Source organism: Cedecea sp. Ae19-4 (assembly GCF_059801165.1).
In genome coordinates this window covers 1,471,294-1,497,625 of sequence record NZ_JBCHWG010000001.1, presented here as the reverse complement: position 1 = coordinate 1,497,625, position 26,332 = coordinate 1,471,294, and the positions used below count along the sequence as shown (strand labels likewise).

At 56.1% G+C, this 26,332-nt stretch carries 28 protein-coding genes; 15 read left to right on the top strand and 13 right to left on the bottom strand.

The window, feature by feature from the left end:
- The first annotated feature begins 96 nt into the window (after positions 1–96).
- Positions 97–984: a LysR family transcriptional regulator gene (locus tag AAIE02_RS07185; protein WP_498532258.1), complete on the top strand. Its 888-nt coding sequence runs from the start codon at positions 97–99 to the stop codon at positions 982–984.
- A 52-nt stretch (positions 985–1,036) separates the two neighbouring features.
- Here AAIE02_RS07185 and AAIE02_RS07180 read toward each other — a convergent pair whose 3' ends face one another.
- On the bottom strand, positions 1,037–2,734 hold the full coding sequence (locus AAIE02_RS07180; RefSeq protein WP_166863902.1) for an NAD-dependent malic enzyme: 1,698 nt from the start codon (positions 2,732–2,734) through the stop codon (positions 1,037–1,039).
- A gap of 221 nt (positions 2,735–2,955) precedes the next feature.
- Between AAIE02_RS07180 and cscK the strand changes: the two genes are divergently transcribed.
- The 6 genes from cscK to AAIE02_RS07150 all read left to right on the top strand — a co-directional run bounded on the left by cscK (position 2,956) and on the right by AAIE02_RS07150 (position 10,080).
- A complete protein-coding gene (gene cscK, locus AAIE02_RS07175; RefSeq protein WP_498532257.1) occupies positions 2,956–3,879 on the top strand; it encodes a fructokinase in 924 nt (307 codons plus the stop codon).
- 155 nt (positions 3,880–4,034) lie between these two features.
- Positions 4,035–5,552 carry a carbohydrate porin gene (locus AAIE02_RS07170; protein WP_336707148.1) on the top strand — a complete coding sequence of 506 codons (1,518 nt, stop codon included), beginning with the start codon at positions 4,035–4,037 and terminating at the stop codon, positions 5,550–5,552.
- Between the two features lie 63 nt (positions 5,553–5,615).
- The gene (locus AAIE02_RS07165) at positions 5,616–6,989 is read left to right on the top strand and encodes a sucrose-specific PTS transporter subunit IIBC (RefSeq protein ID WP_498532256.1); all 1,374 of its coding nucleotides are present in this window, start codon (positions 5,616–5,618) and stop codon (positions 6,987–6,989) included.
- Positions 6,986–8,395 (top strand): sucrose-6-phosphate hydrolase, encoded by a 1,410-nt coding sequence (locus AAIE02_RS07160; RefSeq protein WP_498532255.1) that lies wholly within the window; start codon positions 6,986–6,988, stop codon positions 8,393–8,395. The genes AAIE02_RS07165 and AAIE02_RS07160 overlap by 4 nt, the downstream gene beginning before the upstream one ends.
- Before the next feature lie 30 nt (positions 8,396–8,425).
- On the top strand, positions 8,426–9,433 hold the full coding sequence (locus AAIE02_RS07155) for a LacI family DNA-binding transcriptional regulator (RefSeq protein WP_498532254.1): 1,008 nt from the start codon (positions 8,426–8,428) through the stop codon (positions 9,431–9,433).
- Between the two features lie 38 nt (positions 9,434–9,471).
- Positions 9,472–10,080 (top strand): GNAT family N-acetyltransferase, encoded by a 609-nt coding sequence (locus tag AAIE02_RS07150; RefSeq protein ID WP_336707141.1) that lies wholly within the window; start codon positions 9,472–9,474, stop codon positions 10,078–10,080.
- Positions 10,081–10,089: 9 nt separating this feature from the next.
- Here the strand turns inward: AAIE02_RS07150 and AAIE02_RS07145 are convergent, their stop codons facing one another.
- The 3 genes from AAIE02_RS07145 to AAIE02_RS07135 form a co-directional block, all read right to left on the bottom strand.
- Positions 10,090–11,481: a heavy metal sensor histidine kinase gene (locus tag AAIE02_RS07145; protein WP_498532253.1), complete on the bottom strand. Its 1,392-nt coding sequence runs from the start codon at positions 11,479–11,481 to the stop codon at positions 10,090–10,092.
- Entirely contained in the window at positions 11,478–12,155 is a 678-nt protein-coding gene (locus tag AAIE02_RS07140; protein WP_008458900.1) for a heavy metal response regulator transcription factor, read from the bottom strand. The genes AAIE02_RS07145 and AAIE02_RS07140 overlap by 4 nt, the downstream gene beginning before the upstream one ends.
- Before the next feature lie 75 nt (positions 12,156–12,230).
- Positions 12,231–13,010, bottom strand: a complete 780-nt coding sequence (locus AAIE02_RS07135; RefSeq protein WP_498532252.1) for an alpha/beta fold hydrolase — start codon at positions 13,008–13,010, stop codon at positions 12,231–12,233.
- 160 nt (positions 13,011–13,170) lie between these two features.
- Between AAIE02_RS07135 and AAIE02_RS07130 the strand changes: the two genes are divergently transcribed.
- Positions 13,171–13,539, top strand: a complete 369-nt coding sequence (locus tag AAIE02_RS07130; protein WP_498532251.1) for a VOC family protein — start codon at positions 13,171–13,173, stop codon at positions 13,537–13,539.
- Between the two features lie 8 nt (positions 13,540–13,547).
- On the opposite strand, the gene AAIE02_RS07125 is transcribed toward AAIE02_RS07130, so the two are convergent.
- Positions 13,548–14,762 (bottom strand): MFS transporter, encoded by a 1,215-nt coding sequence (locus AAIE02_RS07125; RefSeq protein WP_498532250.1) that lies wholly within the window; start codon positions 14,760–14,762, stop codon positions 13,548–13,550.
- Positions 14,763–14,872: 110 nt separating this feature from the next.
- Here AAIE02_RS07125 and AAIE02_RS07120 point away from each other — a divergent pair, with 110 nt between their 5' ends.
- Entirely contained in the window at positions 14,873–15,781 is a 909-nt protein-coding gene (locus tag AAIE02_RS07120) for a LysR family transcriptional regulator (RefSeq protein ID WP_498532249.1), read from the top strand.
- Positions 15,782–15,926: 145 nt separating this feature from the next.
- Positions 15,927–16,448: a phospholipase D family nuclease gene (locus AAIE02_RS07115; RefSeq protein ID WP_498532248.1), complete on the top strand. Its 522-nt coding sequence runs from the start codon at positions 15,927–15,929 to the stop codon at positions 16,446–16,448.
- Positions 16,449–16,551: 103 nt separating this feature from the next.
- Here the strand turns inward: AAIE02_RS07115 and AAIE02_RS07110 are convergent, their stop codons facing one another.
- The 3 genes from AAIE02_RS07110 to AAIE02_RS07100 are packed head-to-tail and all read right to left on the bottom strand — an operon-like array spanning position 16,552 to position 18,532.
- The gene (locus AAIE02_RS07110) at positions 16,552–16,812 is read right to left on the bottom strand and encodes a hypothetical protein (protein ID WP_166992454.1); all 261 of its coding nucleotides are present in this window, start codon (positions 16,810–16,812) and stop codon (positions 16,552–16,554) included.
- Between the two features lie 60 nt (positions 16,813–16,872).
- Positions 16,873–17,769, bottom strand: coding sequence for an SDR family oxidoreductase (locus AAIE02_RS07105; protein WP_498532247.1), 897 nt, complete (start codon positions 17,767–17,769; stop codon positions 16,873–16,875).
- A gap of 25 nt (positions 17,770–17,794) precedes the next feature.
- Positions 17,795–18,532, bottom strand: a complete 738-nt coding sequence (locus tag AAIE02_RS07100) for an SDR family oxidoreductase (protein ID WP_008458914.1) — start codon at positions 18,530–18,532, stop codon at positions 17,795–17,797.
- Positions 18,533–18,656: 124 nt separating this feature from the next.
- Here AAIE02_RS07100 and AAIE02_RS07095 point away from each other — a divergent pair, with 124 nt between their 5' ends.
- From AAIE02_RS07095 to AAIE02_RS07085, 3 genes are all read left to right on the top strand, one after another.
- Entirely contained in the window at positions 18,657–19,571 is a 915-nt protein-coding gene (locus AAIE02_RS07095; RefSeq protein ID WP_498532246.1) for a LysR family transcriptional regulator, read from the top strand.
- A 91-nt stretch (positions 19,572–19,662) separates the two neighbouring features.
- Positions 19,663–20,232, top strand: a complete 570-nt coding sequence (locus AAIE02_RS07090; protein ID WP_498532245.1) for a YbhB/YbcL family Raf kinase inhibitor-like protein — start codon at positions 19,663–19,665, stop codon at positions 20,230–20,232.
- Positions 20,210–21,031 (top strand): helix-turn-helix transcriptional regulator, encoded by an 822-nt coding sequence (locus AAIE02_RS07085; RefSeq protein WP_498532244.1) that lies wholly within the window; start codon positions 20,210–20,212, stop codon positions 21,029–21,031. Before AAIE02_RS07090 ends, AAIE02_RS07085 begins: the two co-directional genes overlap by 23 nt.
- On the opposite strand, the gene AAIE02_RS07080 is transcribed toward AAIE02_RS07085, so the two are convergent.
- Genes AAIE02_RS07080 through AAIE02_RS07065 form a run of 4 tightly spaced genes read right to left on the bottom strand, consistent with a single transcriptional unit; the run spans position 21,024 to position 24,054 of the window.
- Positions 21,024–21,968 (bottom strand): dienelactone hydrolase family protein, encoded by a 945-nt coding sequence (locus AAIE02_RS07080; RefSeq protein WP_498532243.1) that lies wholly within the window; start codon positions 21,966–21,968, stop codon positions 21,024–21,026. The two genes, AAIE02_RS07085 and AAIE02_RS07080, sit on opposite strands and share 8 nt — an antisense overlap.
- A 33-nt stretch (positions 21,969–22,001) precedes the next feature.
- Positions 22,002–22,649, bottom strand: coding sequence for a helix-turn-helix transcriptional regulator (locus AAIE02_RS07075; RefSeq protein WP_498532242.1), 648 nt, complete (start codon positions 22,647–22,649; stop codon positions 22,002–22,004).
- Positions 22,650–22,666: 17 nt separating this feature from the next.
- Positions 22,667–23,641, bottom strand: a complete 975-nt coding sequence (locus tag AAIE02_RS07070; RefSeq protein ID WP_498532241.1) for a threo-3-hydroxy-L-aspartate ammonia-lyase — start codon at positions 23,639–23,641, stop codon at positions 22,667–22,669.
- 23 nt (positions 23,642–23,664) lie between these two features.
- Complete coding sequence (locus AAIE02_RS07065) at positions 23,665–24,054, bottom strand: RidA family protein (protein WP_498532240.1); 390 nt, start codon at positions 24,052–24,054, stop codon at positions 23,665–23,667.
- Positions 24,055–24,262: 208 nt separating this feature from the next.
- On the opposite strand from AAIE02_RS07065, the gene AAIE02_RS07060 reads away from it, so the two are divergent.
- Together AAIE02_RS07060 and AAIE02_RS07055 are read left to right on the top strand one after the other, a co-directional pair.
- Complete coding sequence (locus AAIE02_RS07060) at positions 24,263–24,709, top strand: DUF3290 domain-containing protein (protein WP_008458932.1); 447 nt, start codon at positions 24,263–24,265, stop codon at positions 24,707–24,709.
- Between the two features lie 9 nt (positions 24,710–24,718).
- On the top strand, positions 24,719–25,354 hold the full coding sequence (locus AAIE02_RS07055; RefSeq protein WP_008458933.1) for a DUF421 domain-containing protein: 636 nt from the start codon (positions 24,719–24,721) through the stop codon (positions 25,352–25,354).
- A 109-nt stretch (positions 25,355–25,463) separates the two neighbouring features.
- Here AAIE02_RS07055 and AAIE02_RS07050 read toward each other — a convergent pair whose 3' ends face one another.
- The gene (locus AAIE02_RS07050; RefSeq protein ID WP_336818680.1) at positions 25,464–26,270 is read right to left on the bottom strand and encodes a 5'-nucleotidase, lipoprotein e(P4) family; all 807 of its coding nucleotides are present in this window, start codon (positions 26,268–26,270) and stop codon (positions 25,464–25,466) included.
- Between the last annotated feature and the right edge of the window lie 62 nt (positions 26,271–26,332).

Here is a 26,332-nt window from a genome sequence, read left to right as displayed (position 1 = left end):
TATCAGGGATAAATAGTGCGATGGCGAGACTTTATCTTTCGCCTGATGTGTAATAAAGATCATGAATTTTCTTGGGGAAGTGAGGAATATTCACTAATGAGCATAAAGCTGGTGGATTTCAGCTATTTCGTGATCGTGGCGAAGTACCGCAGTTTTCGTCAGGCGGCGGAAGAGGTTGGGCTAACGCCCTCGGCCGTAAGCCATTCCATTCGCCAACTGGAGGAGCGGCTTAAAGTCAGGCTGTTCAACCGGACGACGCGCAGCGTGTCGCTCACCGAGGCGGGAAGAAAACTGCATGAGAAGGTTGCCCCGGCTTTTGATGACATCAGCCTCACGCTCGACGAACTCAACCTTTATCGCGAGACGCCGATGGGCATTATTCGGCTCAATGTTGTACGCCAGGGCGGCAGGCTTCAGCTTGCGCCGCTGATTGCCGACTTTACCCGTCAGTATCCTGATATTCAGGTTGAAGTGCAGATGGATGACCGGCTGGTCGATATCGTGAAGGCGCAGCTTGATGCAGGCGTGAGGCTGAACCGGGTTATAGAGAAGGATATGAAAGCTATTCCTGTCGGTCCGCCGGTACGCTACGCGGTTGTCGCCACGCCGGCATATTTTGCTCAGCATGGGATCCCGGCAGAGCCACAGCGGTTAACTGAACACAAATGCATTCAATTCCGTTACCCCAGCGGGAAAGCTTTTGGCTGGTATTTTGAACAAGCTGAAAGCCGTGAGGAGGTCGTTGTGAGTGGCCCCGTGGTTGTGGACGACCTGGATATTGCTCTCGACATGGCGCTTAACGGCGTGGGCCTGGCCTATGTGCTGCGGGAGATGGCCGAACCACACCTTCAGAGCGGGAAACTGATTTCCGTCCTGGATGACTGGCTGCCGGAGCTGCCGGGTTTTCACCTCTATTTCCCGAATCGCAAGCATCCGTCCGCCGCTTTCCGCGCTTTTTTGGACTTTCTTAAGGCGCGAAACTGAAAATAAAAAACCCGCCGAAAGGCGGGTTTGAACATGTACCACAATGGCTTCGTTAGATGGAAGTCCGGCGATAGTCGCGGTATTCCGGCAGCCAGAAGTTGTCGTCGATGGCCTGCTTCAGGGCTTCAGCGGAGGTCACTACCGCTACGCCTTGCTGCTGGGCAATCTTTGCCACGGCAAAGGCGATAGCGCGGGACACTTTCTGAATGTCCTTCAGCTCTGGCAGCACCATGCCTTCTCCATTGTTCAGCAGCGGAGAATGCTGAGCCAGCGACTCGCTCGCCGCCATCAGCATTTCGTCGGTAATGCGCGACGCGCCGGAGGCAATCACCCCGAGGCCAATGCCAGGGAAAATATAGGCGTTGTTGCACTGGGCGATAGGGTACGTTTTATCTTTCCAGGTCACCGGATCAAACGGACTGCCGGTGGCCACCAGCGCGGCGCCATCGGTCCAGGTGATGATGTCCTGCGGCGTGGCTTCCACGCGGGAAGTCGGGTTAGACAGCGGCATCACAATTGGGCGAGCGCAGTGCTTGTGCATTTCGCGAATGATCTCTTCGGTGAACAGGCCGGTCTGGCCGGAAACGCCGATAAGAATGTTTGGCTTCGCGTTACGCACCACGTCCAGCAGGGAAATCGCTTCGTTTTCCAGATCCCACTCCGCCAGGCTTTCGCGGCTCTGCACCAGTTTGGTCTGGAAGGAGAGCAGGTTAGGCATGTTGTCGGTGAGCAGGCCAAAACGGTCAACCATGAACACGTTGCCACGGGCGGCTTCTTCGCTCAGCCCTTCGCGCTGCATCTGGGCAATGATCTGCTCGGCGATGCCGCAGCCCGCGGAGCCTGCGCCCAGGAAGACGATTTTCTGCTGGTTAAGCTGACTGCCTGCCGCACGGCTGGCGGCGATCAGCGTCCCGACGGTCACAGCGGCGGTGCCCTGAATATCATCATTAAACGAGCAGATCTCGTCGCGGTAACGGGTCAGCAGCGGCATGGCGTTTTTCTGCGCGAAGTCTTCGAACTGCAGCAGCACGTCCGGCCAGCGGTGGCGCACGGCCTGGATAAACTCGTCCACAAACTCGTAGTAGTCGTCGCCGGTAATGCGCGGATGGCGAGAGCCCATATACAGCGGGTCGTTCAGCAGCTGCTGGTTGTTGGTGCCGACGTCCAGCACCACCGGCAGGGTGTAGGCCGGGCTGATGCCGCCACAGGCGGTGTACAGCGATAGCTTCCCGATAGGAATGCCCATCCCGCCGATGCCCTGGTCGCCCAGGCCGAGAATACGTTCGCCGTCGGTCACCACGATCACTTTGATGTTGTGGTTCGGCACGTTCTGCAGAATATCGTCCATGTGGTGACGATTTTCGTAGTTGATGAACACCCCGCGAGAGCGGCGGTAGATTTCTGAGAAGCGCTCACAGGCGGCCCCCACGGTGGGGGTGTAAATCACCGGCATCATCTCTTCCAGATGATTTTCAACCAGGCGGTAGAACAGCGTTTCGTTGGTGTCCTGGATGTTGCGCAGGTAGATGTGCTTGTCGATTTCGGTTTTGAAGCCCTGGTACTGAATCCAGGCACGTTCCGCCTGCTCTTCGATGGTTTCAACCACTTCCGGCAGCAGGCCGAGCAGGTTGAAATTGCGGCGCTCTTCGATGCTGAAAGCGCTGCCTTTATTTAACAGGGGGAATTCAAGTAAAACGGGTCCGGCGTAAGGGATGTAAAGCGAGCGATGTTTTTTTGGTTTGATGTCCATGTGCATACTCTTTTTTCGACGTAACGTCTTGCCAGTAAGGCTCATTCGGTAAGTTTTCGCGCAATATTATGGCACAGCGATTTTGCATCCGACACCGCCAGGCCAAGAACTTTGGTTACACAAGTCCTCAAATCGGCAGGAATTTTGTTTCAGCGCGTTCCGTGAGTGTGTTTAAATAGCTAAACCAGTTTAGCAATATTTAGCTTACGAATGGAGACACCATGAGCGTACAAGTTTGGGTTCTGGGCGATGCCGTCGTCGATCTGCTTCCGGACGGCAATGGCCGGTTACTGCAATGCCCTGGCGGGGCACCGGCCAATGTTGCCGTCGGGATTGCGCGCCTCGGCGGCAGCAGCGGATTTATTGGCCGCGTGGGGGACGATCCCTTTGGTCGCTTTATGCGACGCACGCTGCAGGAAGAAAGAGTAAACACCGAATTTATGCGGCTGGATGCCAACCAGAGAACCTCCACGGTGGTGGTAGATCTGGATGAACACGGCGAACGCACGTTCACCTTTATGGTTCGCCCCAGTGCGGATTTATTCCTTGAATACGATGATATTCCGTCCTTCAGCCACGGTCAGTGGCTGCATGTCTGCTCGATAGCCTTAAGCGCGGAACCCAGCCGGAGCACGACGTTCTCCGCCATGGAGCAGATAAAAAAAGCCGGGGGCCAGGTCAGCTTTGACCCTAATATCCGTCCCGATCTTTGGCATGACGTTGCAGAGCTGCAGGCTTGCCTGACGAGGGCGCTGCTGCTGGCCGATGTGGTGAAACTCTCCGTCGAAGAGCTGATTTTTATCAGCGGGAAAACCCATCTCCATGAGGGCATCAAAAAGCTGGTCAGCCGCTTTGCTCTGCGACTTCTGCTGGTCACTCAGGGCAAGGAAGGCGTGCTGGTGTATTACCACGGTCAGATCTACCACTTTGATGCCCGGCCCGTGGTCTGTGTGGATACCACCGGGGCAGGCGATGCTTTTGTTGCCGGGCTGCTCAGCGGCCTGGCGACCCAGGGCTTACCCGACAGCGAAGAAGCCCTGGCCGGGATTATCGCTCAGGCGCAGCTTTGCGGGGCGCTGGCGACAACGGCGAAAGGCGCGATGACCGCGCTGCCTCACCGGGAAGAGGTCGAGCAATCGCTGTAATACGGTAAAAATATATTCTGATTGTCGTGCCTGTCACATTTACTAAATCAGTTTAGCAAAATTCGTTGCCTTCGGTATTTCGCCCTGGTTACCCTTTTTCAACTAAACCGGTTTAGCTAAACAAATGACATTAGCCTCTCAGGGATACGACGAACATGTATAAGAAAAATAAACTGGCAGTGATGATAGCCTTGCTGATTGGCACGGCGTCCGCGCAGGCCGCCACGGATTTAAACAGCATAGAATCACGCCTTGCCGCGATGGAGCAGCGCTTACAGGATGCAGAAAGCAGGGCGAAGGCCGCAGAACAACGCGCCAGCGCCGCCGAAAGCAAAGCGCAACTGCTCGCCACTCAACAACAGCAAACTCAGGCAACCACTCAGGCGGTGGCCGACCGTACCGCCCGACTGGAATCAAAAGCAGATAAGCAAACTGGTTTTGAATTCCACGGCTACGCGCGTTCCGGCCTGTTAATGAATGATTCTGCATCCAGCAGTAAAAGCGGCCCTTACTTAACGCCCGCCGGGGAAACCGGGGGGGCAGTAGGGCGACTGGGTAACGAGGCCGATACCTACGTTGAGCTGAATCTGGAGCACCGCCAGACGCTGGACAATGGCACCACCACCCGCTTTAAAGCTATGCTCGCGGACGGGCAAAAGACCTATAACGACTGGTCGGCGGACAGCAGCGACCTGAATATTCGCCAGGCCTTCGCGGAACTGGGGAATCTCCCCGGCTTTGAGGGCCCGCTGAAAGGCAGTACCTGGTGGGCAGGCAAGCGCTTCGATCGTGACAATTTCGACATTCACTGGCTGGACTCCGACGTGGTGTTTCTCGCCGGCACCGGCGGCGGCGTGTATGACGTGAAATGGAACGACGGGCTGCGCAGCAACTTTGCGGTCTATGGCCGCAATTTTGGCAACCTCGAAGACACCGGCAACACCGTCCAGAACTATATGCTGACCATGAATCACTTTGCCGGGCCGTTCCAGCTGATGGTCACCGGGCTTCGGGCAAAGGATAACGACGACCGAAAAGATGCCAATGGCGATTTGATTCAAAAAGAAGCCGCCAATACCGGCGTGCATACTCTGGTAGGGCTGCATAACGACAGCTTCTACGGCCTGCGCGAAGGCAGCGCTAAAACCGCGCTGCTCTACGGCCACGGTCTTGGCGCCGAAGTAAAAGGGATCGGGTCGGACGGTGCGCTGCTGTCGGAGGCGAATACCTGGCGCTTTGCCAGCTTTGGCGTGACGCCGATTGGCGGCGGCTGGCATATTGCTCCGGCGCTGCTGGCGCAAAGCAGTAAAGATCGCTACGTGAAGGGAGACAGCTATGAATGGGCCACGGTCAACGCGCGGCTTATCAAAGAAGTCACCCAGAACTTTGCTCTGGCGTTCGAGGGCAGCTATCAGTACATGGATCTGCGGCCAGAAGGCTACAAAGACCGTAATGCGGTCAACGGCAGCTTCTACAAGCTGACCTTTGCCCCAACGCTGAAGGCCGGCAGCATCGGCGACTTCTTCAGCCGCCCGGAACTGCGCCTGTTTGCTACCTGGATGGACTGGAGCAGCAAATTGGACAAATACGCGAGCAATGACGCCTTCGGCAGCAGCGGCTTTAACGCCGGTGGGGAATGGAACTTTGGCGTTCAGATGGAAACCTGGTTTTAACGAACTGGCCTCCCGCTGCGGCGGGAGTGCCACGACATAACAAGAAAGCGTTTAGAGGTGACTATGGATTTCAATCACATTGCCAGAGAGCTGATTCCTCTGCTGGGCGGCAAAGACAATATCGCCAGCGCGGCCCACTGCGCAACGAGGCTGCGGTTGGTTCTGGTGGATGATGCGCTGGCAGACCAACAGGCGATTGGCAAAGTCGACGGCGTGAAAGGGTGTTTTCGCAACGCAGGGCAGATGCAAATCATCTTTGGCACTGGCGTAGTGAATAAAGTGTATGCTGCCTTTATTCAGGCCGCAGGCATTGCAGAGTCAAGCAAGTCCGAAGCCGCAGATCTTGCGGCTAAAAAGCTGAATCCGTTCCAGCGCATTGCCCGTCTGCTGTCGAACATCTTTGTGCCAATCATTCCTGCCATTGTGGCCTCAGGTTTGCTGATGGGGCTGCTCGGGATGGTGAAAACCTACGGCTGGGTCAGCCCGGATAACGCGCTCTATATCATGCTGGATATGTGCAGCTCGGCGGCGTTTATTATTCTGCCTATCCTGATTGGTTTCACCGCCGCCCGTGAGTTCGGCGGCAACCCCTACCTGGGCGCGACGTTGGGCGGAATTTTAACCCATCCGGCGTTAACCAACGCCTGGGGCGTGGCGGCCGGGTTCCACACCATGAACTTCTTTGGGCTGGAAGTAGCGATGATTGGCTACCAGGGGACGGTTTTCCCTGTGCTGCTGGCGGTGTGGTTTATGAGTCTGGTGGAGAAACAGCTGCGCCGGGTGCTCCCGGATGCGCTGGATCTTATCCTGACGCCGTTCCTGACGGTCATCATTTCCGGCTTTATCGCGCTGCTGATTATCGGCCCGGCCGGGCGCGCGCTGGGGGACGGCATCTCATTCGTGCTCAGCACGCTTATTGCCCACGCGGGCTGGCTCGCCGGGCTGCTTTTTGGCGGGCTGTATTCCGTTATTGTGATCACGGGTATTCACCACAGCTTCCACGCTATTGAGGCCGGGCTGCTTGGCAATCCGGCCATCGGCGTTAATTTCCTGCTGCCTATCTGGGCAATGGCAAACGTCGCGCAGGGCGGAGCCTGCCTGGCGGTATGGTTTAAAACCCGGGATGCGAAAATCAAAGCAATTACGCTGCCTTCGGCGTTTTCTGCCATGCTGGGCATTACCGAAGCGGCGATTTTCGGGATCAACCTCAGGTTTGTTAAACCCTTTATTGCGGCGCTAGTGGGCGGCGCAACGGGCGGGGCCTGGGTGGTTTCCGTGCATGTGTACATGACGGCGGTCGGCTTAACCGCGCTGCCGGGCATGGCTATTGTGCAGGCCAGTTCGCTGGTGAACTACATCATCGGGATGGTTATCGCTTTTGGCGTGGCGTTCATCCTCTCCCTGTTACTGAAATACAAAGCGGAGTCTGAAGCATGACGCTTGCTTCCCGTTTACCGGCCATTTTGCAGGCCGTGATGACAGGCCAGCCCAGGGCCCTGCAGGATAAACACTATCCGCAGTGGCATCACGCCCCGGTGACCGGGTTGATGAACGATCCGAACGGATTTACCTGGTTTGCCGGGCGCTGGCACCTGTTTTATCAGTGGAACCCGCTGGCGGCGGACCATAAATACAAGTGCTGGGGCCACTGGAGTTCGGCTGATTTAGTGCAGTGGCGACACGAGCCGCTGGCGCTGATGCCGGATGAAGAATACGACCGCAGCGGCTGCTACTCCGGCAGCGCCGTTGACCTCGAAGGCAGACTGACGCTGTGCTACACCGGCAACGTTAAGTTTGACGACGGCAGCCGCACGGCCTGGCAATGCCTTGCGGTGGAAAACAGCGCCGGTGGCTTTGACAAAATGGGTCCAGTTTTACCGCTGCCTGCGGGCTACACCGGGCATGTGCGGGACCCGAAGGTCTGGCAGCACGAGGGCGTCTGGTACATGGTGCTGGGCGCGCAGGATCTTCACAAGCGGGGCAAGGTATTGCTGTTTTCTTCGCCGAATATGCGCGACTGGGAAAACAGAGGCGAAATTGCCGGGAACGGCGTCCACGGGCTGGCTGACGCAGGCTATATGTGGGAATGCCCCGATCTTTTCCCTCTTGACGGTAAACATGTGCTGCTCTGCTGTCCGCAGGGGCTGGCCCGTCAAAATGAACGCTTTCTGAACGTTTACCCTGCGGCGTATCTGGTTGGCGACTTTGATTACGCCACGGCGACATTCAGCCACGGCGACTTGAACGAACTGGATGCAGGCTTTGAATTCTATGCCCCGCAAACGGCGCTGGCGCCGGACGGGCGGCGTTTGCTCGTCGGCTGGATGGGCGTGCCGGACGGCGAGGAGATGCTGCAGCCAACCCGTGAACAGGGCTGGATCCACCAGATGACCTGCCTGCGGGAGCTTACGCTTAACAACGGCAAGCTTTATCAAAACCCGATAGCGGAACTGGCTCTGCTGCGCGAAGAAGAACAGCGCTGGCAAGGGCCAGCCAGCCTGGCTCCGGCGCTGGATGCAACGCGCCTGGAACTCCAGATAGAGGCCACGGGTCGCTTCAGTCTCCGCTTTGGCGGCGGCCTGACGCTGGACGTTACCGGGCAGGGCATTACGCTTCAGCGTCCGAGCCTGGCGACGGGCGAGCCGCTTCACCGTTACTGGCATGGCGCGGTTGCCTCGCTGCAGATCCTCTGCGACAGCTCAAGCGTTGAGATCTTCATCAATCAGGGGGAAGGCGTGATGAGCAGCCGCTATTTCCCGCATCCTTCGGAGCGGCTCTCTTTCAACGGCGAGTCGGCGGTCACGTTGCGCTACTGGCCGCTGCGTTCCTGCATGATACAATGAGGGTTTTCGACTCATTGCCACGGTTGCGCTGTGAAAAAAACCAAACGCGTCACGATTAAAGATATTGCCGAACTGGCGGGCGTCTCAAAGGCGACCGCCAGCCTGGTCCTCAATGGCCGGGGCAAAGAGCTGAGGGTAGCCCAGTCCACCCGCGAACGCATCATGACGATTGCGCAACAGCAGCACTACCAGCCGAGCATTCACGCTCGCTCGCTGCGGGATGACCGCAGCCATACCATTGGGCTTGTGGTCCCGGAAATCACCAACTACGGGTTCGCCGTTTTCTCCCACGAACTGGAAATGCTCTGCCGTGAAGCGGGCGTTCAGCTACTTATCTCCTGCACCGACGAAAATCCGGGCCAGGAAAACATGGTGGTCAGCAACATGATTGCGCGCCAGGTTGACGGCCTGATTGTCGCCTCCAGCATGCTGACAGCTGTGGATTACCACAAACTGAGTGAGCAACTGCCGGTGGTGCTGTTTGACCGGCACATGAACGACACCGCGCTGCCGCTGGTTGCCACCGACTCCGTGCAGCCTACCGCCGAACTGATCGCCCCGATTGCCCGCCAGCATGCGGATGAATTCTACTTTTTAGGCGGCCAGCCGAGGCTTTCCCCCACGCGGGATCGGCTGGAAGGGTTTACCCAGGGCCTGGCTCAGGCGGGCGTCACGCTGCGCCCGGAGTGGATCATTCACGGCAACTATCATCCGAGCTCGGGCTATGAGTCCTTTGCTGCACTGTGCGCGCAGCTTGGACGTCCGCCCAAAGCGCTGTTTACCGCCGCCTGCGGCCTGCTTGAGGGCGTGCTGCGCTACATGAGCCAGCACAACCTGCTGGAGAGCGACATTCACCTGGCCAGCTTTGACGACCACTACCTGTATGACACGCTGTCGGTGCGCATCGACACCATTCAGCAGGATAACCGCCAGCTGGCTTTTCATTGCTATGACCTGATCAGCAAGCTGATTGACGGGCAGTCGCCCACGCCGATGCAGCGCTATCTTCCGGCCAAAATATTACGTCGGCATTCATAACAAACAGCCTGCCACCATCGCTATAGGGAAATAACGTTATGCAAACTTTTTGCTACCCGGCCGGAACGCTTCTTGCTGATAAAGAGCAGGCTGAACACGCCTCGCCGTTCAAGGTAATGATTGAAACTCCGCGCCTGATACTTTCGCCACCCTCACCGGAAGATGCCCCGGCACTGCTCAGCATTTTTTCCGATCCACAGGTGATGAAATACTGGAACACTGCGCCCTGGTGCTCCCTTGACGATGCTCTGCGTTTTATCGACCGCAGAACGGCAGAGATGCAGGACCGTTCTGCGCTGACGCTGTGCATCCGGGATAAACAGTCGGGCCAGCTGGCGGGAAAATGTATGCTTTTCAGCTTTGACTTTCATTCCCGCCGCGCCGAGATTGGGTTTGGTCTGGGGCGCGAGCACTGGGGGAAGGGACTGGTTAACGAAGCCGCCGAGGCGCTGATTAGCTATGCCTTTAAGGTGCTTCATCTGCGTCGCATCGAAGCTGAAATTGATCCTGGCAACCAGGCTTCTGCAGCCGCCCTGCAAAAGCTGGGCTTTGCTCAGGAAGGGCTGCTGCGGCAGCGTTGGGAAATCAACGGCGTGATTTCTGACTCAGCGCTTTTTGGACTGTTGGCCGCAGACAAAAAAGCCTGAGGCGTTTGGCTAGTTTCGGTCAGGGAACCATAAACCAAAGCGGGTCACCCCGGCCTGGCTTTCCACCCAGCAGCGCCCCTTGTGCAACTGCATGATGGAATGCACGATGGATAAGCCAAGTCCGCTGGAGTGCGCCGAGTCGTTGCGGGAAGGGTCGGCCCGGTAGAACCGGTCGAAAAGCCTTTCCTGGTGCGCCGGAGAAATGGTCTCCCCACGGTTCATCACCACGATGGACATACCTTCCGCTTCAGGCCTGGAAGCAATCTCAATCTCGCTGCCGGGCTCGGCATAGCGCACCGCGTTAGACAGCAGGTTCGCCAGCGCCCGGCGCAGCAACAGGGCATCCGCATTGACCGTGCCGCTGGCGTGCGTTTGAATCGTCAACTCACGCTCGGCGGCCAGATCCTCAAAATACTCACCGAGGCGGTGAGTCTCTTCAACAATGTCAATATCACGCCGCTGGATCTCCTGGTCAGGCTGTTCCGCCTGGGCCAGAAACAGCATGTTGTCTATCATCCGCGACATACGCTGCAGCTCTTCAAAGTTTGAGCCCAACAGTCGCTGGTAATAGGCGTTGTCCCTCGCCGCGCCGAGGCCAACTTCTGTCTGGCCGAGCAGGGTGGTTATCGGCGTGCGCAGGTCATGGGCCATATCGGCACTGACCTGTTTTAACTGCTGGAACCCGCGTTCCAGCCGCTCGAGCATCGCGTTGATTTGGTCAATCAGCGCATCAAGCTCCATCGGCACATCCTGCTTATCCAGCCTCGACGAGAGCGTTTGGGTGCCAATAGTCGCCGTGCGATCGGCCAGACGACGCAAAGGCGAAATGCCACGTCGGGCAAAGATCACCGCCAGCACGACCGAGATGGCCGCCATCATCGAGGCAAAGAGGATAATCTTGTTGCGATACTCTTCGAGAATATGGGTTCTGTCGCTCAGCACCCGCGCCGACACAATCTCCAGCGGCGGTAAATTATTGGCCGAGGGGCTAATTGCCGCCATGTAAACCATCGGCGTGCCGTCCGCATTATTGGCGTGATGTACGGCCTCAAGCGTCAGCCGCTGATTGGCGGCAACCGGCGTCACGGTGGGAAGCGCGCGCTGCATGGGGTTAACTTCCAGCAATGTGGCACCGCCCACATAGCGGATCACCAGCAGGGATTCCGTATTGCCCAGCATATTGGCAAACAAATGGGGCTTTTCGCGGATCAACTGCCGCGCATCCAGATCCCGCAGCAGCGTACTGATCTGGTCCACGCGGGAAACCAGCGCCGCGTCATCACGGATAGAAAGCTGCTGGCGCAGGGCGTAATAGAGCGCGCTGCCCATGACGGTAAACGCCACAAAGGAAAAGGCGGCCAGCAACACGGCAAGGCGGAAGGTTAGCGAAGTACGCTTCATGACTCTGGCTCGCAGCGGTAGCCCACGCCATGCACGGTATGGATTAGCCGCACCGGGAAGGGGTCGTCCACTTTTTGCCGCAGCCTGCGCACCGCGACGTCCACCACGTTAGTGTCGCTGTCGAAATTCATGTCCCACACGCGGGAAGCCAGAAACGTTCGCGACAGAACTTGCCCCGGATGCTGGAGAAAGCACACCAGCAGCTTGAACTCTTTATTGGTCAGCGTGATGCGCTTGCCTTCGCGCTCGCAGCGAAACTTGGCGACATCCACCAGCAGATCGGCCATCGTCAGCACTTCTTCGGCTTCGGCCTGCGGCTGGCCGCGGCGTAAAATAATGCGGATCCTTGCCAACAGTTCGGCAAAGGAGAAAGGCTTGACGAGGTATTCATCGGCCCCCAGGCCAAGCCCGCGTAAACGGTCCTCCAGCGTGCCGCGCGCGCTCAGAAACAGCACCGGCGTCTGGCTGTGGGCGCGTAAACGCTCCATTACCGTCCAGCCGTTCATTTCCGGCAGCATGACGTCCAGCAGAATCAGGTCATAATTTTCTTCCCGGGCCAGATGCAGGCCGTCAATGCCGTTAGCCGCCCAGTCTGCGGTATAGCCCGCTTCGTTCAGTCCGCTCACCAGGTAGGCGGCGGTTTTCGCTTCGTCTTCAATAATGAGGATTTTCAAGCAGCGGATCCCGTCGAAAAGAGAGAAAAGGGCGTGGAGACCGCCCCAGTCTCGTCATTATAAGAGGCGTGAACCTCAGTAGCCAGGCACGTGCGCTGCTTTCATGATCAGATTAGCCACCGCTTCAGGCTGGGAAATCAGCGAAACGTGGCTGGATTTTAGCTCGATGGTTTGCGCGTGCATGCGCTTCGCCATAAACCGCTCCAGATCCGGGTTGATCGTGCGATCTTCGGTCGATACCGCGTACCAGGTCGGCTTGTCATGCCAGGCGGCAACCGTGGTTTTCGCCATGGTGATGGCTTTGCCCATTGGCTGCTGCACCGCGTAATAGGCTTTGGCCTCGCTTTCCGGCAGGTCGCCGGCGAAATCGTGGATAAATGCCGACTCGCTCAGCGCGCCGTAGCCGTTGTCGTTCCATTTAAGGCCAGCGGAAGCCGGTGCCGCCGGGTATTTTTTGGTGAGCGCCGGGTAATCTTCACCCGCTTCCGGGGCGCGGGCGGCGATATACACCAGGCCTTTGACTTCTGGCTCATCGCCCGCCTGGCTAATCACCATCCCGCCGTAGGAGTGTGCCACCAGAATCACCGGGCCGTTTTGCTGCGCCAGCGCGCGTTTTACCGCGGCAACATCGTTATCTAAAGAGGTCGTCGGGTTCTGTACCGCCGTGACGTGCAGACCTTTGGCCTGCAGCAGGGGAATAACTTTGCCCCAGCTCGATCCATCGGCAAACAGGCCGTGCACCAGCACGATATTTTTCACTTCCTGTGTAGCAGATGCGGTGTCGGCATAGGCCGCCGTGGTACCAAGAGACGCCAGCACAAGGGTGGCGAGAGCAGAGAGATGGCGTAATTTCATGATCTATCCTCAGGATTCAACAAGGGGGTCAGGACCAATGTAGTTCCCGGGCGCCAACAAAGTGCTGACGTACAAATGACAAAAAAATGACAAACAGGGCGTTCTTGCGATGCATGATGAACGGCTCTACACTGAATTTTTCAGCCTGAAGAGATTGTAAATGACTAATAATATTACGCCTTTTGCCTTTGTGCTGGCGGTAAACAACCTTGATGACACTGCAGGTTATTTCCGCGATACGTTAGGCTTTACCCTTGAATGGCCTGGCACGAACGGCTGGCAATTAGCGGTGCGAGGGACAGTGAAGGTGATGCTGGGCCATTGCCCGCAGGCGCTGGCCCCAGCTTTCCTTGGGGATCACAGTTATTTCGGCTATCTGCATGTTGATGACGTGGATGCACTCTACGCCGAGTTTACCCGGCGTGGTGCCATCATTTTACAACCACCGGCCAGCCGTCCACACGGGATGCGCGAATTTCTCGTCGCGACGCCAGAAGGCCATAAAATCATGATTGGCCAGGTGTTGTAAAAAGGCCATCAGCCACCACGGGATTTGCTTTCACGGGTCACTATCACCGCCAACAGCCCGGCCAGCGCAAAAGCGGCGGCCACGTAGGGAATAGGGCGAGGCCCGGTCAGGTTTATCAGCACGCCGCCGACCAGTGAGCCGAAGCCAATTGCCGCGTTAAACACCGACACGTTGACCGAGGTTGCCGCATCCGGGCCGCCTTCAAGCGTGGATGCCTCTTTGAACACCAGGGTTTGCAGCAACACCGGCAGAGCCCCATAAGCTGCACCCCACAGGGCGATAGCGATAAAAATTGTGGTATGGTTGACGGTCGCCGCATTAAGAAAAGCGAGGCTGGCGGTAAACAGCGCGGCCACCACGCCCAGACTGGTTCGCGGCGCCCGGGCGGCAAAAGGCCCCACCGCAAAGTTGGTGACAACGCCTGCCGCACCGTAAACCAGCAACAACATACTGATTTGCGAGCTGCTCTGGCGGGCCATTTGCTCAAGGAATGGCGTAATGTAGGTATAGGCCAGGAAGTTGCCGGTCACCACCAGCGCGGTGATGCCAAGAATAGCCAGCAATGCTCTGTTTTTAAACACCGCGGAAATAGCGCCGCGTCTGGCGGATTTAGCGATTCGTACCGCGGGAACGGACCAGGCGATAAGCGTGAAAACCACCAGGCACAAGAGGCACAGAGCGGCAAATACCGCCCGCCAGCCGTAAAAATCGCCCAGCATCGTGCCCGCCGGGACCCCGAGCACCGTTGCCAGCGAAACGCCCCCAAAAACAATGGACGTTGCCCGCACGGCGTTACGTGCTGCCACCAGATGCACGGCGGTCACCACCGCCGTGGACCAAAATACGCCGATAGCCGCGGCCACCAGAATACGCCCCACAAAGACAACAAAATAATCAGACGCCAGCCAGGTAATCAGGTTGCCGGCAAAGCAGGCCGCCAGCAGCCCAGCCATCAGCGTTTTGCGGTTAATATGCCCCAGTAACCCGGTTAGCGGCGCGGCGGTGAGGGCCACCATGAAGGCAAAGATTGTGACCAGATAACCTGCCACGCCGAGGGAAACGTTTAGCCCGGCAGCCATGCCCGGCAACACTCCCACCGGCATCAGTTCGGTACTGACAAAAGTGAAACAGCCCAGGCTCAGCGCCATCACCGCCGCGATGCTGCGGGCCCGGGAAACGTGTGCGCCCTGCGGCGCAGCGATATTTGTACTGCTTGAATGCATAAAACCATCCTGAAAATGTGAACAGGTCGAGATGACGAGCAAATTGTGGCGTCGTACAGGTCAGAATGCGATAGCATGAAAGGCATATCACCTATGACTGAGAATCAATAATGAGAGCATTTAGTTCGCAACTGCTGGAAGGTGTGGACGTGATGGCGGCGGTAGTGGATACGCTAAGCTTTGGCGCTGCCGCCGAAATTCTCGATATGTCGCAGTCGGGTGTCAGCCGGGCGATTGCACGCCTGGAAAAGCGGCTCGGTATTCGCGTGTTTGACCGCACCACGCGTTCAGTGCGGCTGACCGATGAGGGGCGGGCGTTCTACGAGCAGGTTATGCCGCTGATTGGCGCCCTGGCCGAAGTCACCGGCGGCGCGGCAGGGGACGGGCAGAGCATTCGCGGCAGACTGAGGGTGAATGTTGATCCGCTGTTTGCCAGCCAGGTTTTAGGGCCACGCCTCGGCGCGTTTATGGATAAGCACCCTGAGCTTGAAATCGAGCTGCGCAGCCGGGACGAACTGGGGGACCTTATTTCTGACGGCTTCGATCTGGCGCTGCGCTTTGGTCACCCTCAGTCCTCATCGCTGATAGCCAGAAAGCTGTTCGACACGCGAGTATTTGCCATGGCCTCGCCTGAATACGTGCAGCGTTTTGGGCGGCCTGAAACACCGCAGGAACTGGAGCAGGAGCCGCACCGCTGCGTATTGTTCCGCGAGCCGCTGACGGGGAAGCCTTTCAGCTGGGAATTTCATCAGGGGAAAAAGAAACTGATGATCCAGCCGCGCGGCCTGTTAACGGTGAATGATGCGGAAACCGCATTCAGTACCTGTCTTGCGGGGCTGGGCGTTGTGCAAATATTCGAGCTGGGCAGTGAGGAATACATCGCTTCTGGGCGGCTGGTGCCGCTGTTCCCCGAATGGTCAGATCATCGATTCCCGCTCTATGCGTATTACCCCTCCCGGCATCATGTGCCGGCGAAAACCCGGGCATTTCTGGACTTTGTTAGCGGGCTGGTGGGTTGACGTTCTCAGGCAAAACCGAGCAAGGCTGTCCGCTCCGTGCCAAATGCGGACGTCAGGAGTATTATCGATGTCCTCATTCCTGCAGCAGTAGACCCGGTAATGAGGACTCCTGAACGTTATCGAAGACTCATTGGGAACAGCCGCTATGAAACAATTGGCCTTTTTACTGCTCATTATTACTGGTTCAGCTTCTGCAGCCCCTTCAATAGAGGTGGGATTTTCTCCGGAAGGTAGCGCACAACAGCTCGTGCTAAATACCATCAATTCAGCGCACTCCTCTATCGAAATGGTTGCATATGCATTTCAGGCCCACGATATTGCTGCTGCACTAGATGCAGCCCAACTGCGAGGCGTTAGAGTACAAGTCGTTATCGATAAACGTCGAAATAGAGGCAGTACATCACTGGCGGCAATGCGCGACATTACTCGCCATGGAGTGGAGCTGCGCATTGATGGGCATTACCATATTCAGCACGATAAGATGATGATTGTTGATGGTTCAACTGTAGAAACAGGTTCATTTAATTATGCAAAATCAGCAGAGTACGATAACAGCGAGAATGTCATCGTTATTAAAAATATGCTTCACATCGTGTCTCAGTATCAGGAACATTTTGCTTCCCGGTGGGCAATATCTGAACCCTTCGAACTTAAAACACAGGGCTAGTCACTCTTCACTTTAGCAGCCTTTAACGTCAGCATCTCGCTCAAAGCAGCCAGGCAATTTTTGCCTAAGCAATAGGCTTAACGAGGAATGGGCCGCCCCCCTATTAGTGCTCAACAATCCACAAAAGCGGCACCACCGGCAGGGCGAAAATAACGACAAAAATGGTCAGTTCTTCGCCCCAGCCATAGCCTACTTTAATTACGCCGATCAGCATATTTACCGCCGCAATCAGGCACCACAGTACCGCAAAGCCTCGGGCGATAATTGCCTGAGCCGGCGGGTAGTCCGGGCTAAACAGGCGGATAAGCAGGTAACAGCCGCTGGCGAGCAAAAAACCGCTCAGCAGAAATAACAATGTTCGCATAAAACACTCCAGGAAATGGCCTGCGGCTTAACTTTGCGAGATAAGCCGCAGGCTGGGGATTTACTGTCGGGGAGTCAGCAGGTCGCCTAAACCAATACGCTGCAAAAACTCCTTGCGGATACGGTCGGCCACGGCGTTGACCACTTCGGCCCCGTCATCAGAGGGATCAACGTGCACGCGGAACGGGCGTTTGCCATACGGCGCATTCACAATATCCACCATCGCCGCCGCGACATCGGTAACATCGGCATCCTCTGGTTCACAGGCCGCCAGGCCTTTCAGCGCTTCATCTTCCAGTCCAGCGGTTGGGCCAGTTTGGGTCCAGGCCAGCTCACGTTTGCTGTCCGCAGGCTTGCTGGAATGCAGGAAGTGATTGGTGCCTTTGGTAAAAGCCCCCGGCACCAGAATCGAGCTTTCAATACCCCAGCGGCTCAGTTCGGCGGCATAGCTGACGGCCACGGCGTCCATCGCGGCTTTGGCGGCAAAATAGGGTGCCAGATAAGGCGGAGTGCCGCCCCGAGTGCTGCTACTTCCGACCCACAGCAACAAACCTTTTCTCTGCTGACGCAGATAAGGCAGTGCCGCCCGATTAACCCGCTGGGTGCCCAGCACGTTAATGTCGAATAGCTGGCTGAACTGCTCCGGCAGAAACGCCTCGGCAGGGCCGAAGGACATATGCCCGGCATTGTGCACCACGACGTCCAGCCGGCCTTGCTCCGCGATGATATGCGCGACTGCCGCCTCCGCAGAAGCCTCGGACTGCACGTCCAGCTCAATGGCGCGAAGATCCACGCCGTGTTGCCGCGAATACTCTTGCAGGCTTTCAACCTGGGGAGCATTGCGACCTGAAATATCGCGCATACTGGCATAAACGGTGTGCCCGGCATGGGCGAGGGCGCGCGCGGATAAGGCACCAAAGCCGCTGGATGCGCCGGTTATCAGTATAATTTGCTGCATGTTTGTCTCCTGTTGGTCGCCAGTCTTATGCAAAGCCGCCGTTAACGCGGATCACCTGAGAATTCACCCAGCTGCCGTCCGGGCCAGCCAATGTCGCCACAATACTGGCGATTTCCTCTGGCGTGCCGATGCGCCCCAGCGGGGCGAGGCTGGCGATGGCCTGAATTTGCTCTTCGGTTTTACCGTTCAGGAACAGGTCGGTGCCGGTTGGCCCCGGTGCAACGGCGTTGACGGTGATATTACGGCCACGCAGTTCGTTGGCGAGGACGTGCACCAGGCCTTCAACCCCGGCTTTGGAGGCGATGTAGGGGCCATAGGCCGGGAATGATTTGGCAATAACGCTGGTTGAAAGGGCGATAATGCGGCCGCCATCCTGCAGAGACTCTGCGGCGTTGGCCAGCACCATAAACGCCCCCCGCAGATTTGTATTGATGATTTTGTCGAACTCGGCCAGGCCTGCTGGAGTAATTTTCACCATCGGCATAATGCCCGCGCTGTGCACCACCACATCCAGCTGGTTGTGGAGAGCTTTCGCTTCAGCAAACAGACGGGTGACATCGCTTTCCGAAGAGACATCGGCCTGAATCGCCACGGCGTTCCCGCCGTTGTTTTTAATCGCCTGGACCGTTTCATCGGCGCTGGCTTTATTTCCGGCGTAGTTCACAACGACGGTGAAGCCGTCGCGGGCCAGTCTTTCGGCAATTGCCCGGCCAATTCCACGGGAAGCGCCGGTCACCAGGGCAGTTTTCTTTGCAGTCGTCATGTTGTTCTCCAGATGCGGTGAGTGAATCGCCCCGAGTGGGCGTGGGTGCATTGTTAATGTTTTTGATTTCGGGATAAATGGTGCTAATTTGATTAGATAATTCCGTTTTGATTAACAATAGCAGATGGATAAATTTGACACTTTGCAGCTGTTCACCCGCATTGTTGAGCTGGGCAGTTTCAGCCAGGCCGCCGACCAGCTTGGTATCCCGAGGGCCACGGCAAGCAATGCGATTAAAGAGCTGGAGAGCCAACTGGGCTGCCGCTTGCTGGAGCGCACCACCCGGCATGTGCGAGCCTCTCAGGATGGGAAAGCGTACTACCAGCGCTGTGTGTACATTCTTGCGGAGCTGAATGATGCCGAAGCTGCGCTGCGCCCGGTTGTGGCCCGGCCTCGCGGTATCCTGCGTATTGACCTGCAGGGAACGCATGCCTCGCACATCGTCCTGCCGCGCCTGGACGAGTTTCATCGCCGTTATCCGGATATCGAACTGATTATAAGCAGCGGCGACAGGCTGGTGGATTTAATCCGCGAGGGGATAGATTGCGTGGTGCGTGCCGGTAAATTACAGGACTCTTCGCTGGTCGCCCGTCATCTGGCGGATCTCCCGCAGGTGGTATGCGCCAGCCCGGATTATCTGGCGGCGTTTGGCGTGCCTGCGCACCCGGACGATCTTGACCAGCACCAGTGCGTGAACTTTTTCTCGACGACAGGCGGCCTGAATTACCCTTTTGAATTCATTATCGATAACGAGCGCCGGGCTTATTCGCCGAAAGGCTGGGTGACGGTCAACGAAGCTGAGAATTACGTGATCTGTGCGCTACGAGGCTGCGGGCTGGTTCAGCTCCCGCGCTACCACGTTGAACAGCCACTGAGCGAAGGTCGGCTGATAGAAGTGATGCCTGACTGGCAAAGCCCGGCCATCGCGGTATCCGCGGTGTACACGCAAAACCGGCAGCTTTCGCCGCGGGTGAGGGTGTTTATCGACTGGCTGAAGGAGATTTACAGCTCGCGTTTCCCGCCGGAGAACAGAGCGTGACATTTTCTGCACAAACATTGAATTTTGCCGCACATCGTTCCCGCGCTGCCGGGGCTATGCTTCATCTCCTCAACACATCAGGAGAACGGTTATGTTCAAATGTCTTAGCACTTCACTTATCGTTAGCACGCTCTTACTTACCGCCCAGTCACAGGCCAGCGACTTTCGTCTGCTGAGCCATACCATTGCCGACGGCGAGATGCTGAAACCGGCGCAGGTTTTTAACGCATTTGGCTGCCACGGGAACAACGTTTCCCCCGATCTTTCCTGGCAAGGCGCACCTAAAGGTACCCGCAGCTTCGCCATTACGGTTTACGATCCCTCTGCGCCGTCAGTCAGCGGCTGGTGGCACTGGACGCTGGTCAACATTCCAGCCGACGTTCACGAGCTGAAAACAGATGCCGGGAATGTGTCGGGCCAGAATCTGCCTGCCGGGGCCGTACAGGGACGCAACGACTACGGTTCAGCCAGTTTCGGCGGGGCTTGCCCACCGCCAGGCTTTAAGTCACACCCGTATTTGTTTACTCTCTGGGCTCTGGATACCCCGACGTTACCCGTGACTGCCGAAAGCAGTGGGGCTCTGGTCGGCTATCAGCTTAATGCCCATGTATTAGCCAAAACGGAGCTACGTCCGGTGTATGGTACTCCCGGTAAAAAATAAGCCACAAGACAAGGGCATAGAGCTGACTCGCTACCATGCCCATCAACGTCACGCGCTGCGAAATATGACTTTCTTGCGCCCCGGTTTTTGCCTGGTGCTCCGGGGCACAAAGATCATGGATCTGCCCGGCGGGAAATGCAGTGCGGGCAGCAACAGCCTGATCTTTTATGCCCCGCATGAGCACATTCCCATGCAGCACATTCCGGATGATACAGGTTACGAGGCGCTTGTTGTCTCGTTTTCCGCTTCGGCACTGGCTGAGTTTATCGCCCGCTACAGGGATGTCACTGCGGCCTGTAGACTAATAACCACCACGGCTCCAGTGCCGCTTAGTCCAGACATCCACGAAGCATGGCAGCGGCTGATCCGCGCCGCGTCCGCCGGAGAGCCCGCCCCGCTGTTGAATTATCATTTAGAAGGGGTACTGCTGCGCCTGGCGCTAGCCGGCTATAGCGTTGCAGCCAAAGCGCCGTTATCCACACTCAGCCAGCAGATAACGGCCCACATCGCCGAAGATCCCGCCGAGCCCCATACTCTGGAACACTTTGCCCAGCGGCTTGGCCTGAGTCTTTCAACGCTGAACCGGCGAATCAAAGCGGAGGGGCAGAGCTTTCGTCAGCTCCAGGAGGACGTCCGGCTTTCCCTCGCTATGGAATATGTGCAAACCACCGATACGCCCCTGGGGAGAATAGCGGAACAGGTCGGCTACGCCTCGCTGTCCCGTTTTATCAGTCGGTTTCGTCTTCGCTATAGCTTAACGCCCGGCGCGCTAAGAAAAGCGATTCACGGCCCTAAATAGAGACAGGCTGGAACGGTAGCCCCAGAGACTCGACAAAGGTTTTAACCTGCGGATACCAGAGCTTCACGCCCGCTTTGCTGTCGGCAAAGTCGTGGGAGTTTTTGCCGAAGGTGCCGATATCGATCATTCGGGCATGCCCGGCGTCGCCCTCCGCGTTGCGGGTGTAGGCATTAAACATTTGCTCCGGCATCGGCTGCGGCCAGAGCTGGTCGTTATCGCCATAGAACCAAACCGACGGGTAGCGAGCCTGTTTACCTATCGCGCCATAGGTGCGTACCAGATTTTGCTGCCAGCCTTCACATTTTGGCTGGCGCAGACCGCCCGAGAAATTAATCACGCCCAGCACGCCGGGGAGTGGATGCGTACTCAGCGCCATAGTCACCAGCCCGCCGTCAGACTGGCCGGCAATCACAATGCGTGAACGGTCAACGTAGGGCAGTTTGACCAGTTCCTTGAGGGCGGCAGCCACGCCATCTGCTTCATCAAACGCGTGACGACGCACATCGCATCCGTCTTTCGGGTAGTCGCCGCCGGAGGCCGCAAAACCTTCCCGCATCGGAATCGCGACCGCAAATCCCCGATGAACAAATACTGAGGCAATCTCCAGGTGACGGGAACGCGGCTGCGTGCGCGCATTGCCCGGATTTTTACCGTGGTTCATCAACAGCAGGGGAAAAGGCCCATTACCCGGAGGCTTATACAGCGTGGTTTCCAGCTCAACGGTTTTACCCTCTATTTGCACGGGCAACATCACAATCTGCTCATTGAGCTGGCGATCCAGCTTCAGGGTAGATGAAGCGTTATTACTGGCGGAACTGCAGCCGCTGACGCTGAGAAGAAGTGCCGCAACCGGCAGCCCGGCGAAGAGATGAAACAAAGAACCGGAGCGCTGTGGCTCCTGAAATAGAGGTGCTATCAGCCACTTCAAAGAACCCATCTGTTTACCCTGACAAAAAATACTGCGGTTGAATTATGCCGTGTCGTCAACGGACGGCTGTTGTTTTGCATACAAATAAGCCGATGCGCGGGAAACGCCCAGATGCTGCGCCACGGTCTCCATCGACTTACGGATATCCAGTAATCCTTCTTTTTTTAGCGTCTGCAACAGCTCAATTCTTTCTGAAGTTTTCAGCGCGCGCGGCGTGGTGGCTATGCCAGCCGCATAACGATCGATTCTCAGCCGGATGGCTTCGGAACCTGCGGGTTCAATATGTTCTTCCACCGGGCCGGGGCTGGTGTCGGTGAAGCGGGCGAGTGCGCTTTGCATCCCTCTGAACAAGGTCATATCCAGGTTGAGGCAAAGGGCGGCGACATAGTTCCCGGCGTCATCTTTCAGCCCAATCGAGGTGCTTTTCACCGGGCGTCCGTCGGCAAACTGGTTGGCATAATTGGCGATCACCGCCGGGAAATCAGGGGAGGCGATGCGCGCCAGCCCCATTTCCGTGGCGCCCTGGCCAACCTCGCGGCCAGACAGGTTGTTGTGGATGGAGAGAATAGAGTGCTCGGGCTGCGTCAGGTCGTGCACCACCACCTCGCAAAAAGGCGCGAAGGTTTCACTCAACCCCTGGGCGATGTTTTCGAGCTGGTCGAGCAGGGCACTGTTTTCTGATTTTGACACTCTATTTCTCCTGTTAATTAACGCGGGCCGGCGAGGTACTCAGCGTAGCGGCTGATATCGACGTTGCCGCCGCTGATGATAATCCCGATTCGCTTCCCGCGCAGGCTCTCTTTCATTCCGCGCGCGGCGGCAAAGCCAAGGCAGCCCGTCGGCTCGACCACCATTTTCATCCGCTCGGCGAAAAACTTCATCGAATCGATCAGCTCTTCATCAGTGGCGGTGAAAATGTCGTCCACGTTCTGGCAAATCATCTGGAAGGTGTAGTCCCCGAGGAAGGTGGTTTGTGCGCCGTCGGCGATGGTTTTGGGCGTATCAATCCGCACAATTTGTCGATGCCGGAGTGACTGCTGGGCATCGTTCCCGGCTTCCGGTTCCACGCCGTAGACTTTGCAGTTGGGGGAAAGATGGCGCGCCGCCAGCGAACAGCCGGAAATCAACCCGCCGCCGCCCAGGCAGACAAACAGCGCGTCCAGCTCGCCAACTTCGTCGAACAGCTCTTTCGCCGCGGTGCCCTGGCCGGCAATGACGTGCGGGTGATCGTAAGGCGGGATCAGCGTCAGGCCATATTTGTCAGCCAGATCTTTGCCGATTTGCTGGCGGTCTTCGGTGTAGCGGTTATAGAGAATGACTTTGCCGCCGTATTCGCGCGTGGCGGCAATTTTAGCCGCCGGGGCATCTTCCGGCATCACGATGGTGGCCGGGATCCCCAGCAGCCTTGCGGAGAGCGCAATCGCCTGAGCGTGGTTCCCGGAGGAGAAGGCCACCACGCCAGCTTTTTTTTGCTCCGGCGTAAACTGAGCGAGAGCGTTCATGGCCCCACGGAACTTAAACGCCCCCATTCGCTGGTAGTTTTCGCACTTGAAAAAGACTTCGGCATCAAACTCTTCATTCACGGTACGGGACGTCATGACCGGGGTGCGGTTGGCATGGCCTACAATGCGCTGAGCCGCCGCGACCACATCTTCATAAACAGGGAGAACTAATTCACTCATTTTGCCACCTTTAAACGGTTGTCTTATTCAGAGAGCGCCACGGCTTCAATTTCGAGCGCCGCGCCGTAATGGAGTTGTGCCACGCCGGCCACCGCGCGAGAAGGGCGATGCTGACCGATCCACGCCGCATAAATGCTGTTAAACAGCGGCCAGAGGTTGATATCAGTGATGTACACCCGTACGGAGACAAGATGTTGTTTTGTCACGCCCGCGCAGGCCAGGCAAGATTCAATATTCTGCAGCACCAGTTGAGCCTGTTCTTCGAAGGGCGCTTCGCCGCGAGGCGTGCCACCCGCCGCCACGGGAAGCTGACCGGAAATAAACACCATACCGCCTGCAGTGGCGGTATGGGAATAGTGCCCCACGGGGGCAGGAACCTGTTCGATATTGCGCAGCGTAATGTTCGGGGCCATGTATCCTCTCAAGCGCGGTCAGATTTAGACAAACAATCTATATCTGGACTAAATGTCGATCAAGAGGTTTTCAACATGGAAAGCAGCAAGGGGGATAGGGGTGAACTGGCAGGGAGGAGAAAGCCCGGTTCGCGGCCGTTAGGGCGAAAAATGCCAATGTGTTACTATAATAAAAAACGGGGTCTTAAGGGTTAGGGATTATAACTATATGAGATTTTATGGCATTGAATATCTACAAACGCAGTCTAATATTAATGATTATTTAAAATACATCATTATATTTAGTACTTTATTTATCCTGATCGTTTTTTTTAGCCTGTACATGCGTCATCGCTTACAAACTAAATATCGAGATCTAACAATTATAGTATTTTTATTTTTACTCTTCATTTCTGGTGTTCAGTATGCAGATTATACTGACAGTCAAAATATACACTCTCAATCATCACAAATGGTGAGCTTTGTTAAATTGCTATCAAAAGAAAAAGAAGTGGGTATGGATTCTATATTTTCAAATTCAGTACAACTCTCGGATGGCATCATCATTAAAATTAATGATCTTTACTATCGCGTCAATTTAAGCCCGGATCAAAAAACATATAGTTTAGTTGAGGTGTCGTTAGTAAACCCAGGCATAGAAATCATAAAAAACTGAGGAACAGAAATGATAATTTATACGCCGATCATGATAAAATTGGGCTTGGGGATACTGTGTCTGATTATTCAAATAAATCTCATGGGGAAGGGCAATCTGGCGCCTTCATCCGCAATGGATCAGGTTCAAAACTATGTGCTCGGGGGGATTATCGGTGGCGTAATTTATAATGAATCGATAACAGTACTGCAGTTTGTTTTGGTGTTAATTATATGGACCTTCCTCGTCTTTGTCCTTAAGTTTTTAAAAGAAAATAATCGGCTAGTTAAAAGGATTATTGATGGAAAACCAATCACTCTGGTACATAATGGCAGTGTCAATGTTAGGGAGTGTTTACGCAATGGTGTTTCTGCGAATGATTTGATGTTCAAGTTAAGGGCGAATGGCATTTATGAAATAGAACAATTGAAGCGAGTAGTTCTCGAGCAGAATGGGCAATTAACCATTATACAAAGTGGTGATGAGAATATACGCTACCCAATTATAGTTGATGGTTTAGCTAACCATGATTTGCTCGAAATCCTTAACAAGGACAACGCCTGGTTAGAAAATGAAGTTATCAAGCAAGGCTTTAATAAAATTAGCGAAGTCTATTTGGGCGAGTATCTGTCGGGCAGAATTAATTTATACGGATATGAAAAGTAGTCGCCACAATCAAGCTCTTTACCTACTGGATTATAGATAAAGTAAATGTGTTTCATCCTTTAACTATCACTCTAAAAACCCCACCGCATGGGTGGGGTTGCCAGAAAACTTATTTCCCGGACCAGGTACGCAGTGCGTTTTCGCGCGCTTCGGCCTGCTGGGCAGTATTCAGCTTGTAGTAATTTGGCGCTAAAGCACCTTCCCAGTCGCCGTACATTGGGTTCGGCAGCACAATGAACTGGGTGCCAAACTTGCCGCGGTTATCGCTGGCAAACTGCTGACGCTGGGACTGATCCTTGTGGTAAGTCGCTTTGCCAAAGTCATTCAGGTTGTCGCCGATGTACATCACTACGTCATAGCCTTCGGCTTTGATCGCATCGAAACGGGCCTGCTTGTTGGAGCTGTCGGTTTTCAGGCGCACGGTTTTGTCGCTCACGCCGGTAAAGCCCAGAGCTTTCATGTTGGCGACGGTGGCGTCAAAGTCTTTGCTGTCGCGGTTGGACACATAGAACATCGTGCCGCCGTGGCTGTTCACGTAGTTAGCAAAATCCACCGCACCCGGGACGGCCAGCGCCTGGCGAGCCTGAGTCCACTGGGACCAGGTTTTGTCGTCAAACGCTTTGTTGTTTTTGGCCTGCCACGCGCTGTAGGCGCTATTGTCGAGCATGGTTTCATCCAGATCGACGATAACGGCCCGCTTAGCGTTACCCTGTTTAGCGGATTGATCCCACGCGGCGCGAGCGCTGTTAAACGACTGGTACGCCAGCGCGCGGTATTCGCCGGATTGCTGGAACCAGTCCACCGCCATCACCGTCTGACTCGCCAGTTTTTGATCCGCCGCCTGCTGCTGATTTGCACAACCCGTCAGGCTGACCAGCACCAGCGCCACCGCGCCACCCAATAAACTTTTCTTCATTTTTATGTCCTTACCCTTGCTTTTATCATTAACGCCATTGATACCTGCCGGCCTCTGCACTG

Excerpts from the sequence above, each read along its gene's own strand:
- AAIE02_RS07185 (WP_498532258.1), top strand. The coding sequence starts at position 97 with ATGAGCATAAAGCTGGTGGATTTCAGCTATTTCGTGATCGTGGCGAAG.
- AAIE02_RS07180 (WP_166863902.1), bottom strand. The coding sequence starts at position 2,734 with ATGGACATCAAACCAAAAAAACATCGCTCGCTTTACATCCCTTACGCC.
- cscK (WP_498532257.1), top strand. The coding sequence starts at position 2,956 with ATGAGCGTACAAGTTTGGGTTCTGGGCGATGCCGTCGTCGATCTGCTT.
- AAIE02_RS07170 (WP_336707148.1), top strand. The coding sequence starts at position 4,035 with ATGTATAAGAAAAATAAACTGGCAGTGATGATAGCCTTGCTGATTGGC.
- AAIE02_RS07165 (WP_498532256.1), top strand. The coding sequence starts at position 5,616 with ATGGATTTCAATCACATTGCCAGAGAGCTGATTCCTCTGCTGGGCGGC.
- AAIE02_RS07160 (WP_498532255.1), top strand. The coding sequence starts at position 6,986 with ATGACGCTTGCTTCCCGTTTACCGGCCATTTTGCAGGCCGTGATGACA.
- AAIE02_RS07150 (WP_336707141.1), top strand. The coding sequence starts at position 9,472 with ATGCAAACTTTTTGCTACCCGGCCGGAACGCTTCTTGCTGATAAAGAG.
- AAIE02_RS07145 (WP_498532253.1), bottom strand. The coding sequence starts at position 11,481 with ATGAAGCGTACTTCGCTAACCTTCCGCCTTGCCGTGTTGCTGGCCGCC.
- AAIE02_RS07135 (WP_498532252.1), bottom strand. The coding sequence starts at position 13,010 with ATGAAATTACGCCATCTCTCTGCTCTCGCCACCCTTGTGCTGGCGTCT.
- AAIE02_RS07130 (WP_498532251.1), top strand. The coding sequence starts at position 13,171 with ATGACTAATAATATTACGCCTTTTGCCTTTGTGCTGGCGGTAAACAAC.
- AAIE02_RS07125 (WP_498532250.1), bottom strand. The coding sequence starts at position 14,762 with ATGCATTCAAGCAGTACAAATATCGCTGCGCCGCAGGGCGCACACGTT.
- AAIE02_RS07120 (WP_498532249.1), top strand. The coding sequence starts at position 14,873 with ATGAGAGCATTTAGTTCGCAACTGCTGGAAGGTGTGGACGTGATGGCG.
- AAIE02_RS07115 (WP_498532248.1), top strand. The coding sequence starts at position 15,927 with ATGAAACAATTGGCCTTTTTACTGCTCATTATTACTGGTTCAGCTTCT.
- AAIE02_RS07110 (WP_166992454.1), bottom strand. The coding sequence starts at position 16,812 with ATGCGAACATTGTTATTTCTGCTGAGCGGTTTTTTGCTCGCCAGCGGC.
- AAIE02_RS07105 (WP_498532247.1), bottom strand. The coding sequence starts at position 17,769 with ATGCAGCAAATTATACTGATAACCGGCGCATCCAGCGGCTTTGGTGCC.
- AAIE02_RS07100 (WP_008458914.1), bottom strand. The coding sequence starts at position 18,532 with ATGACGACTGCAAAGAAAACTGCCCTGGTGACCGGCGCTTCCCGTGGA.
- AAIE02_RS07095 (WP_498532246.1), top strand. The coding sequence starts at position 18,657 with ATGGATAAATTTGACACTTTGCAGCTGTTCACCCGCATTGTTGAGCTG.
- AAIE02_RS07090 (WP_498532245.1), top strand. The coding sequence starts at position 19,663 with ATGTTCAAATGTCTTAGCACTTCACTTATCGTTAGCACGCTCTTACTT.
- AAIE02_RS07085 (WP_498532244.1), top strand. The coding sequence starts at position 20,210 with ATGGTACTCCCGGTAAAAAATAAGCCACAAGACAAGGGCATAGAGCTG.
- AAIE02_RS07080 (WP_498532243.1), bottom strand. The coding sequence starts at position 21,968 with ATGGGTTCTTTGAAGTGGCTGATAGCACCTCTATTTCAGGAGCCACAG.
- AAIE02_RS07070 (WP_498532241.1), bottom strand. The coding sequence starts at position 23,641 with ATGAGTGAATTAGTTCTCCCTGTTTATGAAGATGTGGTCGCGGCGGCT.
- AAIE02_RS07065 (WP_498532240.1), bottom strand. The coding sequence starts at position 24,054 with ATGGCCCCGAACATTACGCTGCGCAATATCGAACAGGTTCCTGCCCCC.
- AAIE02_RS07060 (WP_008458932.1), top strand. The coding sequence starts at position 24,263 with ATGAGATTTTATGGCATTGAATATCTACAAACGCAGTCTAATATTAAT.
- AAIE02_RS07055 (WP_008458933.1), top strand. The coding sequence starts at position 24,719 with ATGATAATTTATACGCCGATCATGATAAAATTGGGCTTGGGGATACTG.
- AAIE02_RS07050 (WP_336818680.1), bottom strand. The coding sequence starts at position 26,270 with ATGAAGAAAAGTTTATTGGGTGGCGCGGTGGCGCTGGTGCTGGTCAGC.